At 73.8% G+C, this 13,047-nt stretch carries 10 protein-coding genes; 8 read left to right on the forward strand and 2 right to left on the reverse strand.

All coding sequences use genetic code 11. The annotated features are described in order from the left end of the window. The first annotated feature begins 112 nt into the window (after positions 1-112). The 4 genes from ACFT32_RS32470 to ACFT32_RS32485 all read left to right on the forward strand — a co-directional run bounded on the left by ACFT32_RS32470 (position 113) and on the right by ACFT32_RS32485 (position 5,658). Positions 113-499, forward strand: coding sequence for a hypothetical protein (locus ACFT32_RS32470; RefSeq protein WP_382496418.1), 387 nt, complete (start codon positions 113-115; stop codon positions 497-499). Between the two features lie 35 nt (positions 500-534). Then, positions 535-3,684 (forward strand): lantibiotic dehydratase, encoded by a 3,150-nt coding sequence (locus ACFT32_RS32475; protein WP_382496420.1) that lies wholly within the window; start codon positions 535-537, stop codon positions 3,682-3,684. A gap of 73 nt (positions 3,685-3,757) precedes the next feature. Then, positions 3,758-5,173, forward strand: coding sequence for a DNA-3-methyladenine glycosylase 2 family protein (locus tag ACFT32_RS32480; RefSeq protein ID WP_382496422.1), 1,416 nt, complete (start codon positions 3,758-3,760; stop codon positions 5,171-5,173). Beyond that, positions 5,173-5,658 carry a methylated-DNA--[protein]-cysteine S-methyltransferase gene (locus ACFT32_RS32485; protein ID WP_382496423.1) on the forward strand — a complete coding sequence of 162 codons (486 nt, stop codon included), beginning with the start codon at positions 5,173-5,175 and terminating at the stop codon, positions 5,656-5,658. The genes ACFT32_RS32480 and ACFT32_RS32485 overlap by 1 nt, the downstream gene beginning before the upstream one ends. A 20-nt stretch (positions 5,659-5,678) precedes the next feature. On the opposite strand, the gene ACFT32_RS32490 is transcribed toward ACFT32_RS32485, so the two are convergent. Then, a complete protein-coding gene (locus ACFT32_RS32490) occupies positions 5,679-6,161 on the reverse strand; it encodes a DUF456 domain-containing protein (protein WP_382496425.1) in 483 nt (160 codons plus the stop codon). 209 nt (positions 6,162-6,370) lie between these two features. Between ACFT32_RS32490 and ACFT32_RS32495 the strand changes: the two genes are divergently transcribed. Together ACFT32_RS32495 and ACFT32_RS32500 are read left to right on the forward strand one after the other, a co-directional pair. Beyond that, positions 6,371-8,059: a protein phosphatase 2C domain-containing protein gene (locus tag ACFT32_RS32495; protein ID WP_382496427.1), complete on the forward strand. Its 1,689-nt coding sequence runs from the start codon at positions 6,371-6,373 to the stop codon at positions 8,057-8,059. Between the two features lie 66 nt (positions 8,060-8,125). Then, a complete protein-coding gene (locus ACFT32_RS32500) occupies positions 8,126-9,868 on the forward strand; it encodes a pyruvate dehydrogenase (protein ID WP_382496429.1) in 1,743 nt (580 codons plus the stop codon). A 6-nt stretch (positions 9,869-9,874) separates the two neighbouring features. Here ACFT32_RS32500 and ACFT32_RS32505 read toward each other — a convergent pair whose 3' ends face one another. After that, entirely contained in the window at positions 9,875-11,146 is a 1,272-nt protein-coding gene (locus ACFT32_RS32505; RefSeq protein WP_382496431.1) for a helix-turn-helix domain-containing protein, read from the reverse strand. A gap of 230 nt (positions 11,147-11,376) precedes the next feature. On the opposite strand from ACFT32_RS32505, the gene ACFT32_RS32510 reads away from it, so the two are divergent. Further along, a complete protein-coding gene (locus ACFT32_RS32510) occupies positions 11,377-12,000 on the forward strand; it encodes a hypothetical protein (protein ID WP_382496433.1) in 624 nt (207 codons plus the stop codon). Positions 12,001-12,490: 490 nt separating this feature from the next. Continuing rightward, complete coding sequence (locus tag ACFT32_RS32515; protein ID WP_382496435.1) at positions 12,491-12,913, forward strand: ATP-binding protein; 423 nt, start codon at positions 12,491-12,493, stop codon at positions 12,911-12,913. Positions 12,914-13,047: the final 134 nt, after the last annotated feature.

Raw genomic sequence — 13,047 nt, forward strand, 5'->3', positions numbered from 1 at the left:
GGGTGACTCTCGCGTGGCCGGGCCGGTGAGAGCCGGACGTGACCGGGCCGAGAGCGGGCCGGGCGACGGTGGACGGGTCCACGACGATCCGACGATCCGAGAGGAGAGCACCGTGCACGACGATCCGTTCGACCTCGACACGCGGCAGACCGGAGCGGGGGAGGGGCACGCTGCCGCGCTGACGAGCGGCGGCACCATGAACCCGTGGTCGGGAGCGGCTGTGCGGTTGACGACCGAGCAGACCCTGCACCCGTGGTCGGGAGCCGCCCCGCAGGCAGCCACCTCGACGACCCCGCACCCGCGGTCCGGTGCTGTCGGGCAGCGCACCAGCGGCACCTTGCACCCTTGGTCGGGTGCCGTCGGGCAGCGGACCAGCGGCAGCACCATGCACCCATGGTCGGGTGCCGTCGGACAGCGGACCAGCCACACCATGCACCCCTGGTCCGGCGCCGCCCGGCAGGCGACCCAGCACGGCACGCTGCCGTTCCCGACGCTGTGACCCGGAACGGCCCTTCGGAACCGGGTCGGACGCGGATGCCGTCCGACCCGGTCTTCGAGCATCTGGGCACGGCCCTGCTGCGCTCCCCGCTGCTCCCCGTCGACACGCTGCGGACACCGGCCACACCGGATCCGGCCGACGTGACGGACGAGGCCAAGGCGCTGCGCGCGGCCGTCACGGAACTGACCGACGATCCGCTGCTGCACGAGGCCCTGGCCCTGTCCAGCCCCTCCCTCGGCCGGCGGCTGGAGTCCGTGCGCGCGGGCGGGGACGTGTCCCTGTCCGCGCTGCGCCGCACCTGGCGGGCGGTGCTGCGCTACCGCGCGCGGATGGCCGGCCGGCCCACGCCGTTCGGGCTGCTGGCGGGCGTCGCACAGGCCCGGTTCGGCGAGACCGCCCGGGTGCGGCTCGGGGCGGCGCACGGCAAGTCGGCCCGTCCCGACGCCGAGTGGCTGGCCTGTCTGACGCAGCGCTGGGAGCGGGACCCGGCGATCCTGGCCGGACTGCGCCTGTCGGCCAACGGTCTGTGCGTGCGGCGCGGCGACCGTCTGGTCCTGCCCTACGCGCCTGCCGCGTCGGATGCCGGGCCCGCGGAGGCGGAGGAACCGCGTGAGGTGTCGGTGCGCTGGACGGCGGCCGTGGCGGCGGCCTTCGAGCACGCCCGTCGGCCGGTGACCCATGCCGCTCTCACGGAACATCTCCGTGCCCGGCTGCCCGCCGCGCCCGCCGGGGCGATCGAGAAGCTGGTCACGGAACTCGTCACCCTCGGCCTCCTGCTGACGGACCTGTCGCCGCCGCCCGGAGCGGCTGATCCGCTGGCGCACGTGACCGACCGCCTGGCGGGTGTACCGGCCGCGACGGGCGAGGCACGGCGGCTCGCGGGGGTGGCCGCCGCACTCGCCGACTACGCCGAACGCCCACCGGGCCGGGGGCTGCTCGCGCTGCGCGCGGCCGAGGACCGCATGGACGCCCTGGCCCAGCGCCCGTACCGCCTCGCCGTGGACACCGCACTCGACGCGGACGTCACCCTTCCGAACGCGGTCGCCGAGGAGGCACGGCGCGCGGCGGACCTGCTGTGGCGCCTCGGCCCGCCGGCCACCGGGACGACGCGTCCGCTCGCCTCGTACCATCGCGACTTCCTCGAACGGTACGGCCTCGCACGGGCCGTACCGGTGGCCGAGCTCCTCGATCCGGTCGTCGGACTCGGCCCTCCGCTGCCGGACGCGACGACGCGGCCAGGGAGCCGGGACCGTGTTCTGACGGCCCTGGCCCAGGAGGCGACCGCGTCCGGTGCGCGCGAGATCGTCCTCACCGACCGGGATCTGGACGCCCTCGGCGACGACTCCGGTGTCCCTCCGCCCTCGGCCGAGCTGGTCTTCCAGCTCCTGGCGTCGTCCCAACAGGCCCTCAACGCGGGGCGGTTCACCCTTGTCGTGTCCGCCCAGCTCACCGGCACCTGGCCCGCCGGCTCCCTCGCGGCACGCTTCGCCCATCTGCTGCCCGAGGCGGGGCGGGCGTTCGCCGGGACGGCGTCCACGGCACTCGCCGGTGCCGCCTCGCCGAACGCTCAGGTCCTCCCGGTCCAGTCGGTCTTCCGCCCGGCCCTGTCCCGCGCCGGCAACGTCGTCCGCACTCCCCGCTGGATCGAACACACCGTGGCACCCGGCACGTTCGGGGAGGGCTCGGACCCGGGGAACCTCGCACTCGACGAACTGGCGGTGGTCGGCGAGCTCGACCGGTTGCGGCTGGTGTCGCTCCGGCACGACGGGCAGGAGGTCGCCGCGGCGACCTTCCACATGCTCGACACCCGACTGCTGGCGCCCCCGCACGTACGCCTGCTGCATCTGCTCAGCGTCGACCACGTCCGGCCGCTGCTCGGCTGGGACTGGGGGACGGCGAAGGACTGGCCCTGGCTGCCCGCCGTACGACACGGCCGGACCGTGCTGTGCCGGTCCCGGTGGCTGGTCCGGGACGCCGATGTCCTGGACCAGCGAACGGGGTTCGCCGCCTGGTCGGAGGCGCTGGAGTCGTGGCGGCGCCGGCTGGGGGTGCCCGATGTGGTCGAGGCCGGCAGCGGTGACCGCCTGCTGCCGCTGGACCTGTCCCGCACGGCGGACGCCCGTCTGCTGCGCGAGGAACTGCGGCGCGACCCAGGCACCCCGCTGCACGAGAGGCCCGACCTGACCGGGGACGGCACGGGCTGGCTCACCGGACCGCAGGGCACGCACGCCGCCGAGATCTCCGTGCCGTTGCTGCGCCGCGAGCCCTCCGACCTCACCGCAGCCCCGGCCGTCACCCGGCGTCCGCTCGTCCGCCGTGGCGACGACGCCGCGGGCGGCCTGCCGGGAGGCTCATGGCTGTACGCCAAGCTGTACTGCCCCGGCCCGCTCCAGGACACGGTCCTTGCCCGCCACCTGCCGGAGCTGCTGGAATCCTTGCCGCCCGGGGCGGACCGCTGGTTCTTCGTCCGGTACGCCGACCCGGACCCCCATCTGCGGCTGCGTCTGCACGGCGATCCACCGACGCTGTACGGGGAGATCCTGCCCGCGCTCCACGACCTGGCGGCGGACCTGCGGCGGCACAGGCTCGTCGGCCGGCTGGTCCTGGACACCTACGACCCGGAGACGGAGCGGTACGGAGGCACGGCCCGGACCATGGAGGCGGCGGAACGCGTGTTCCACGCCGACAGCGCGGCGGCCCTCGCCCAGCTCCGTCTGCTCGACCACGCCCGGCCACCGGCCGGCCCGCTGCCCCTCACGGCGGCCGGCCGGGCCCATCTCGCCTGGCACCTCGTCCCGGGCACCCCGGCCGAGCGCGCCCGGCGCCTGCTCGCGGTCGCCCCCCGCGACGAACACCACCGCTTCTTCCGCGACCACCGTGCGCAGGCGCTGCGGCTCGTCGACCCGTTCGGCGACTTCGCGGCCCTGCGCGAGGAGGCCTGGGCGGCGCCGCTCCTGGCCGCCTGGCGGACCCGTGCGGCCGCCGCCGACAGCCTGCGCCGGTGCCTGACCGAGGCGCCCGCCGACGCCGACACGGTGGACGCGGTACTGGCCTCCTTGCTCCACATGCATCACAACCGGCTGACGGCCGAGCCCACGCCATGGTCCGAGGGCCGCGTGGCCGCCCTCGCCCGAGGTGCCGTGGAGGCCCACCTGGCACGCCGCGAGGCGCGGCCCGCCCCCTGACGAGGCCGGACACCCGAAGCGCCATGTCCGATTCCCGCCAGCGACAGGCCGGCCCACGGCGGAGACTGGACGTGTGAGAGACCAGGTAACGGACGAGGACACCAGGTACGAGGCCGTGCGCAGCCGCGACGCCCGTTTCGACGGCGTGTTCTTCTTCGCCGTCGAGACGACCGGCATCTACTGCCGGCCGAGCTGCCCCGCGGTCACCCCGAAGCGGGCCAACGTACGGTTCTTCGCCACGGCCGCCGCCGCGCAGGGCTCGGGCTTCCGGGCCTGCCGACGCTGCCGGCCGGACGCCGTGCCCGGCTCCGCCGAGTGGAACGTCCGCGCGGACGTGGTGGGCCGGGCCATGCGGCTGATCACCGACGGCGTGGTCGACCGGGAGGGCGTCGCCGGTCTCGCCACCCGGCTCGGCTACAGCGCACGGCAGGTCCAGCGGCAGCTCACCGCCGAACTCGGCGCCGGGCCGGTCGCGCTCGCCCGGGCCCAGCGGGCCCACACCGCGCGGGTGCTGCTCCAGACCACCGGGCTGCCGGTCACCGAAATCGGATTCGCGTCGGGTTTCGCCAGCATCAGGCAATTCAACGACACGATCCGGGCCGTGTACGCCTCGACACCGAGCGAGCTGCGCGCCGCCGCCGTCCCGAAGGGCAGCCGGAACCGCCGTACGGCCACCCCGAACGCCGGCATCCCGCTGCGGCTCGCCCACCGCGGCCCCTACCAGGCGGGACCCGTCTTCGACCTGCTGGAACGCGAGGCCGTACCCGGCGTCGAGGACGTGATCGGCCCGCCCGGCGCACGCACCTACCGGCGCACGCTCCGGCTCCCGTACGGCACCGGCATCGTCGCCGTCGACGAACGCCCCGGCACCGCCCGCACCGGGCTCGGCGCCCACCCCGGCGGCTGGCTCGACGCCCGGCTGCACCTCACCGACCCCCGCGACCTGACCACCGCCGTACAGCGGCTGCGGCGGCTGTTCGACCTCGACGCAGACCCCTACGCCGTCGACGAGCGCCTGGCCGCCGACCCACGGCTCGCGCCCCTGGTCGCCGCCCGGCCCGGGCTGCGCTCGCCGGGCACCGCCGACCCGGAGGAACTCGCGGTGCGCGCGCTGGCCGGCCGGACGGAGGCGGAACGGCTCGTACGGAGGTACGGCAAGGCGCTCGACGCCCCCTGCGGCAGCCTCACCCACCTCTTCCCCGAGCCGGCCGTCCTCGCCGGGGCCGAGCCCGGCGGCACCCTCGGTGCGCTCACCGCCGCCCTCGCCGACCACGCCGTACGCCTCGACCCGGGCGCCGACCGGGACGACGCGCAGGACGCCCTGCGTGCCGTGCCCGGCCTGGACGCCCGTACCATCGCCGAGATCCGCACCCGCGCCCTCGGCGACCCGGACGTGGCCCCGCCCGGCCTCGACGTCCCCGACAGCTGGCGCCCCTGGCGCTCGTACGCCTTGAACCACCTGCGCGCAGCAGGGGAGTGGGAGTTGTGATGACCACGACGTACTGGACGACAGCGGAAGGCCCGCTCGGGCCACTGCTGCTCACCGCCGCCCCGACCGGCGAGCTGACCTCGCTGTCCGTGCCCGGGCAGAAGGGCGGACGGGCGGTGCTGGACGACTGGCGGCGGGACGACGGGCCCTTCCGGGAGGCCGAGGAGCAGCTCGCCGCCTACTTCGCCGGGGAACTGAAGGAGTTCCGGCTGCCGTGGCGCACCGAAGGCACGGCGTTCCGGGAGAAGGTCTGGGCCGCGCTGGACGACATCCCCTACGGCTCGACCGCGACCTACGGCGAGATCGCCGCGCGGATCGGAGCGCCCAGGGCGGCCGTACGGGCCGTCGGCGGTGCGATCGGCGCCAATCCGCTGCTGGTCGTCCGGCCGTGCCATCGGGTGATCGGCGCCGACGGCACCCTGACCGGCTACGCGGGCGGCCTGGAACGCAAGGTACGGCTGCTCACGCACGAGGGCGTGCTCTAGACCGCCTCGCGGGGGCGTTGTCAGCCCCAGAAGACCGCGCCGATCCAGGCCGCCGCTATCAGCTGGCAGGTGAACAGTTCGGCCAGGATGCTGGAGCCGCCCGAGCGCATCACCTGACGCAGGGCGGCGACCGCGTCGCCGTGGCGGCCGAGGCGGCGGCGTTCGTAGAGGTAGATACCGGCCAGATATCCGGGGATCGCGCCGAGCACGGGGAGCAGGACGAAGCCGACGGTGGAGCCGCCTCCGGCCCAGGCCAGCATGCGGCGGTTGGCGCTGCTCGCGCGGAGCCGCCGGGGCGGCAGGGCCCAGCGCACGCCCTGGGAGACGAACATCAGGACCGTGGCACCCACCAGGGTCCACCACGCGACGGGCTGGGGATCCTTCAGCGCCCACCACATGACCGCGGCCCACACCAGCAACGACCCGGGCACCGCGGGCAGCAGCACTCCGCACAGACCGAGCAGGATGACCAGCCCGACCAGCAGGAGGTCCCACACTCCCATCTGACCAGCCTGCCGGAATCCGTGAGAAGACGCAGGTCAGGAGCGTGGCCGTGGTCAGGACCGCAGGTCAGCCGCCCGGGGCCCGCCGCCTGCCCTTATCGCATGGCCGTTCTAGGGATCACTCGAGCCGTCGTTTCAGGGTGCCGTGACGGACCGGTTTTTCCGGAAGCCCCGTTTTCATCCCGGCCGTGCGGTGGACAATTAGGGGCATGAGTCAGCAGGGGGGAAGGCCCACCGGTCATGACGACGACTGGTGGAGGCACTTGTACGACGACTCCACCGACGACACGGGCCCCGCACCCGCCCCGGATTCCCTGGACGACCGCTTCGCCTCGGCGGCGGGGGCGGTGGGGGACCCGGCGGACGAGCGGCCCGCCTCCGAGAGGGTGGTTCCGGCGCCCCGGGCAGCCGCCGACGAGGCCACGGACGCGCCGCGCGCGCCCTGGGAGCCACCGGCTTCCCGGCCCGAGGGCCCGCTGACCTTCCCGACCGCCACGAAGCCGCCGGAACGGGCCGGTCAGGTACCCGATCGGCCACCCACGAGCGGCACGACCTCACCGACCGGCCCTCGCGGCCCCTCGGAGGGCCCTCAGATCCCACCACCGCCCCCTCCACCCCTGCCGACCACCCCACCCTCTTGGCCCAGCCCGGAGTTCCGCCCCGCCGAGCCCGGTGGGACCGCGTTTCCCGTCGCCGAGTCCGGCCGTACCGGGGTCCCCGCCAGCGGGTCCAGCGCGGCCGCTTTCCCGGCCACCGAGCCCAGCGGGAAGGCCTTCCCCGCCCCGGCCGACCCGCCGTCCGCGCCACCACGCCCGGCCGATCCACCGTCCGCGCCACCCCGCCCAGCCGACCCGGTACTCGCCCCGGCGCCCCCGCCGCACACCCCCTCCGACCAACCCACCCCCCGGATCGAGCGGCCAGCGTCCTCCCCCCGCCCCCGCGGGTACGTAGGGTCCCGGCCGCCCACCTACGACGCCGAACCCATCGCGCTGCCGGCGGCCGACCCCGATGATCTCGACGACCTCGTCGCGGACACCGTGCTCGACGGGGCCCGGTACGGGGCCTGTACGTTGCGGGCCGTGTCCGTGCGGGGGGACTCCGCGCGGTACCGGGGGGAGCCGCGGCGCGATTCGTTGCTCACCGCGCGCTTCGGCACCGGCGAGCACGCTCTGCTGCTGGTGGCGATGGCAACCGGGGCCCGTGCAACACCGGGGGCGCACCGGGCCGCCGCCGAGGCCTGTCACTGGATCGGACGGGCCGTCGGGCGCAGTCATGCCCGGCTCGTGGCGGACATCAGGGATGGCCGGCGGGGCGACCTCAAGTCCGGGCTGCACCGCCTCACCGACCGCAGTCTCGGCAAGCTCCGCGCCAGCGCCTCCGAACAGGGCGTCGACCCGGAGGAGTACGCCGCCGGCCTGCGCTGTCTGCTGCTGTCGGCCGATCCGGAGTGCCGTACGCGCGTCTTCTTCGGCGTCGGGCCCGGCGGGCTGTTCCGACTGCGGGAGGGCGAGTGGCAGGACATCGAACCGCAGGTCGCCGAGATCAAGGGCGAGCCCGTGATGGGGTTCGGGTCGCCGCCGTCCGAGACGCCCGAGGGCGACCGGTTCACCATGGACCTGGGAATCCCGACCCCGCCCAGCCCTTACGAACCGGCCCCGGAACCACCCCGCGAACCCTTCCGCTTCCGTACCTCCATCGCCCGCCCGGGTGACACGCTCCTGTTGTGCAGCGGCGGCCTCGCCGACCCGCTGCGCGGCGAACCCGAACTGGGCGACTACCTCGCCGAGCGGTGGTCCCGCCCCGACCCGCCCGGCCTCGCCGCGTTCCTCGCGGACTCCCAAGTGCGGGTCAAGGGCTATGCGGACGACCGTACGGCCGCCGCCGTGTGGGAGGCGTGAGCGCGCACCCTGTGACTTGATGGAACCCGGAGGGATCCCCGGAGACCGAAGGGGCACACGAGAGCCATGGCCAAACAGAACGTCGCGGAACAGTTCGTCGACATCCTGACCCGCGCCGGAGTCAAACGCCTCTACGGCGTCGTCGGCGACAGCCTGAACCCGGTCGTCGACGCCGTCCGGCGCAACTCCGCCATCGACTGGATCCATGTCCGGCACGAGGAGACCGCCGCCTTCGCCGCAAGCGCCGAGGCCCAGATCACCGGCGGGCTCGCCGCCTGCGCCGGCTCCTGCGGGCCCGGCAACCTCCACCTCATCAACGGCCTGTACGACGCCCACCGCTCCATGGCGCCCGTCCTCGCCCTCGCCTCCCACATCCCCTCCGGCGAGATCGGCCTCAACTTCTTCCAGGAGACCCACCCCGACCGGCTGTTCCAGGACTGCAGCCACTACAGCGAGCTGATCTCCAGCCCCAAGCAGATGCCCCGGCTGCTCCAGACCGCCATCCAGAACGCCATCGGCCGCAGCGGCGTCAGCGTCGTCTCCCTGCCCGGCGACATCGCCGACGAGCCCGCCCCGGAGAAGCCCGTCGAGACCGCCCTCGTCACCTCCCGGCCGACGGTCCGCCCGGGTGACGAGGAGATCGACCGGCTCGTGAAGATGATCGACGAGGCCGGCAAGGTGACCCTCTTCTGCGGCGCCGGCACCGCGGGCGCGCACGCCGAGGTCATGGAGTTCGCCGGGAAGGTCAAGTCGCCGGTGGGGCACGCGCTGCGCGGCAAGGAATGGATCCAGTACGACAACCCGTACGACGTGGGCATGAGCGGGCTCCTCGGATACGGCGCCGCCTACGAGGCCACCCACGAGTGCGACCTGCTGATCCTGCTCGGCACCGACTTCCCCTACAACGCCTTCCTCCCCGACGACGTGAAGATCGCCCAGGTCGACGTCCGGCCCGAACACCTCGGCCGCCGCTCGAAACTGGACCTCGCGGTCTGGGGCGACGTACGCGAGACGCTGCGCTGTCTGATCCCGCGGGTGCAGGAGAAGAAGAACCGCCGCTTCCTGGACCGGATGCTGAAGAAGCACGCGGACGCGCTGGAGGGGGTGGTGAAGGCGTACACCCGCAAGGTCGAGAAGCACACGCCGATCCACCCCGAGTACGTGGCGTCCGTGCTGGACGAAATCGCCGACGACGACGCCGTGTTCACCGTCGACACCGGCATGAACAACGTCTGGGCCGCCCGCTACATCTCGCCCAACGGCCGCCGCCGCGTCATCGGTTCCTTCTCCCACGGCTCGATGGCCAACGCACTGCCCATGGCGATCGGCGCGCAGTTCACCGACCGCAAGCGGCAGGTCGTGTCGATGTCCGGCGACGGCGGGTTCTCCATGCTGATGGGCGACTTCCTGACGCTGGTGCAGTACGACCTCCCGGTCAAGGTCGTCCTCTTCAACAACTCCTCCCTCGGCATGGTCGAGTTGGAGATGCTGGTCGCCGGGCTGCCGTCCTACGGCACCGCCAACAAGAATCCCGACTTCGCCGCCGTCGCCCGGGCCTGCGGCGCGTACGGCGTACGGGTCGAGAAGCCCAAGGATCTCGCCGGCGCCCTCAAGGACGCCTTCAAGCACAAGGGCCCGGCCCTCGTCGACGTCGTCACCGACCCCAACGCGCTGTCCATCCCGCCGAAGATCAAGGCCGAGATGGTCACCGGCTTCGCACTGTCCGCCTCGAAGATGGTGCTGGACGGCGGGGTCGGCCGGATGGTCCAGATGGCACGGAGCAACCTGCGCAACGTGCCCCGGCCTTGAGCGCGGTCAGCTGTACGGCGTCCACTGGCGTGCCGAAGTGTCGTACATGTACCGGGGCAGGCCCTTGATGCCGCTGGTGCGGAACGGGCGGCCGGCGTCGTCGATACGGACCGTGCCCTTGCGGCCCTGGGAGGACCAGTCCAGCTCCAGGTACCAGCGGCAGTCGCAGGTCACGGTCCGGGCGGTGACCAGCAGCACCTCGGGATCCTCGGCCGAGACGCGGTACGGCATGCGCACCGCCGGGATCGGCACGCCGGTGTCGCTCCCGGCGACCGCGTGGGCGATGGGCCGGTCCTTATCCAGGTTCACGTCGAAGTAGCGCGGGGTGACCGCACCGCCGCAGCCCTGGTCCATGGCGTAGGCGTTGCCCGGAGCGGGGGCCGTACGCCCCACCACGCGCACCCGCAGCGCGTTCAGCACGACGGCCGTGTCGGTCCGCCCCTGTACCGACAGCTCCACGAGCGTCTCCCTGCCGTGCACCGCGCCCTGCGTCGCCGCCCAGGTCCCGGCGTCCTGCGGGGCCGGGGGCGGTGGCACCTGCCCGGGCGGCTTGGCGATCACGTAGTCATGACCGCAGCCGAGGTTCCAGGCGTGGGAGTCGACGGACCAGGTGAGGGGCACGGCGGGCTTTCTCCCGCTGCTCGGCGGGCTGGTGCTCGGGTCGGAGGAGGGCGCGGGGGAGGGCTTGTTCTTCGGAGTGGCGGAAGCCGAAGGCCGCTTGGTTGTGGGGGAGTCGCTCGGGCTGGGCGAGGTGCCGCTCCGGTCCGGCGCCTTCGCCTCCGTCGTGCCGGACGCGGTGGGTCCGGCCGTACGGGCACGGTCGGCGGCGGGGCGCCGTCCGTCCGGCAGCGCGGACAAGGCCCCGAGCGTCGCGAGCAGCGCACCGGCCGCGGCCAGCCCGACCGCGACCTGTCTGCGCCGGTACCAGGGGCGGCGGGGGAGCGGGGCCGGACCCGAGTCGTCCTGCTCCTCGGCAGGAGGTGCCGTCTCCTCCACCGCACTCGCCGTACGGGGCCGTCGGCGGGCCGCCACCGCCAGGAGCCAGCGGCGGTGGAGTTCCAGGCGTTCCTCCGGGGTCGCTCCGCAGAGCGCCGCGAAACGCTCCACGGGAGCGAAGTCGACAGGGACCGCCTCGCCCGCGCAATAGCGGTGCAGGGTCGAGGTGTTCATGGCCAGACGGCGGGCCAGCGAACCGTAACTGCGGTCGGTGCGCTCCTTCAGCGCCCTCAGCAGCGCCGCGAACTCCCCGACGTCGTCCACGTCGTCCTGTGCCGACACGATTCCCCCGCCTCGTAAGGTCCGACCCGGCCCGGGACGGCATCCCAGGCATCCCTGTACCTGCACGTCAGAAGGGCTGGGATGGTTCCACCGTGGCCGATCGGCCGCCGGCTGTTGCGCCCGCCGGCTGTGACCGCTGATGCTCTTGGTGTCGCACCGACCAGGCCCGGGCCGACCAGCCGGCCTCGCCGCGGCATCCACGTCCACGCACTCATCACGGGGGAACACCCATGTCCATGCGTATCCGAACGAGCGCTCTCACCGCACTCACCGTCGCCGCCCTCGCGGCGGGCACGGTCCTCACGGCACCGGCCGCCGGCGCCGCGCCGAAGGCCGCCGCGCCCAAGTTCCTGTCGGCGTCCCAGCTGCCGCCGCACCCGACGTCGTCCTGGACCGCCGGGCCGGTCACCGAGGGGTTCCCGGAGGAACTCGGCTTCTGCGTCAGTACGGAGGGCGTGCTCGACTACGACTACCGGCACCGGACGTTCCGGACCGACCTGGACACCAGCGCCGTGCAGCTGACCGTCGTGACGGGCACAGCCGCCCAGGCCAAGGCCCTGGCGAAGCACTACGACGACCTGATCCGCACCTGCGCAGACCGCATCGAGGAGTCCTCCCCGGACGTCGAGGCCGAGGGCCGGGACTACGGCACGCTGCCGGTCGAGGAGGGCGCCCGCGTCCGCGGACTGCACACCGAGACCTCCTGGGGGGCCACGGACATCGCGCTGCTGTCCGTCGGACAGGACGGCCGGACCGTCACCGTCGTCGAGTGGGGGCAGATGGGCGACTTCGACGACGCCCCCGTGGCCGCCTTCAAGAAGACGACGACCACCGCCGTCAACAAGCTGTACTGACCGCGCGGCACGCGGAGAGAATCAGGGCCGTCCTCCCGCCACGGGGGTGGGGAGGACGGCCTTGTTCCGGTCAGGGCGCGGGGGAGAGACCGTCGTACTTCGGCCAACTTCACCGGACCGCCGCGCACGGGGGCCGGCTGCCCCGCTCCTTCGTCGCGTACGCAAGGATCGGCAGCCGGCCATCGGCACATCGTCCGATCTCCTGCGGTCACGATCCGCCCGAGGACATGGACCGGCTACCCTCTTGTCCCCCTCCCCGCCACCGCCGTACCGCTCAGCGGCCCGCAGCCCGGCCCGCCGGTCCCGTCCGATTGGCCGAACACCCGGTCGTTGACGACTCGACATGACTGCCGCGTGTCCGATGGGGCATGGATCCCCGTGAACGTGTTCGAGCAGGAGGGGAACCGACATCGGCGCGCGGGCGGGGGTCATGGAGAGGCAGGCACGGGGAGGCGGTCCCATAACGATAGGGGCCTTCTCGGCGAAGACGGTGGAGGACAAGACCGACGACGACACGGAGCAGGTGCCCGTGCCTCAGCTGAGGCGCAGACTCGGGCGGGCGGACCTGCGGGCCGTGCCGGAAGCCCGCAGGGCCCTGCGGGAGCTGCTCGGGCAGTGGGGGAGGACCGGACGATCCGATGTAGCGGAACTGCTCACCAGCGAACTCGTCACCAACGCGATCGTCCACACCGATCGCGACGCGCTTCTGACGGCCACGGTCGGACCGCGCGGACTGCGGGTGGAAGTAAGGGACTTCGTGGCCCGCAGACCCCGGCTGCGCGTACCGATCGCCGACGACGGTACGAACGGCAGGGGCCTGTTCCTTGTGCAGTCCCTGGCGGACGCCTGGGGCGTCAGGCCGCACGGAGTGGGCAAGGCCGTCTGGTTCGAGCTGGAGGCCGAGGCGGCGTGAACGGGGAGGGGGGGCGGCCCCCCCGCCCCCCCCCCCCCCCCCCCCCCCCCCGCGCCCACCCCCCCCCCCCCGCCCCCCCGGCGCTCTCTTGGGCACCCCCGCGGGCACAAGCCGGCGTGGCCAGGTGTTCGTCG

This window comes from Streptomyces sp. NPDC057002 (assembly GCF_042673825.1).
Classification (GTDB): domain Bacteria; phylum Actinomycetota; class Actinomycetes; order Streptomycetales; family Streptomycetaceae; genus Streptomyces.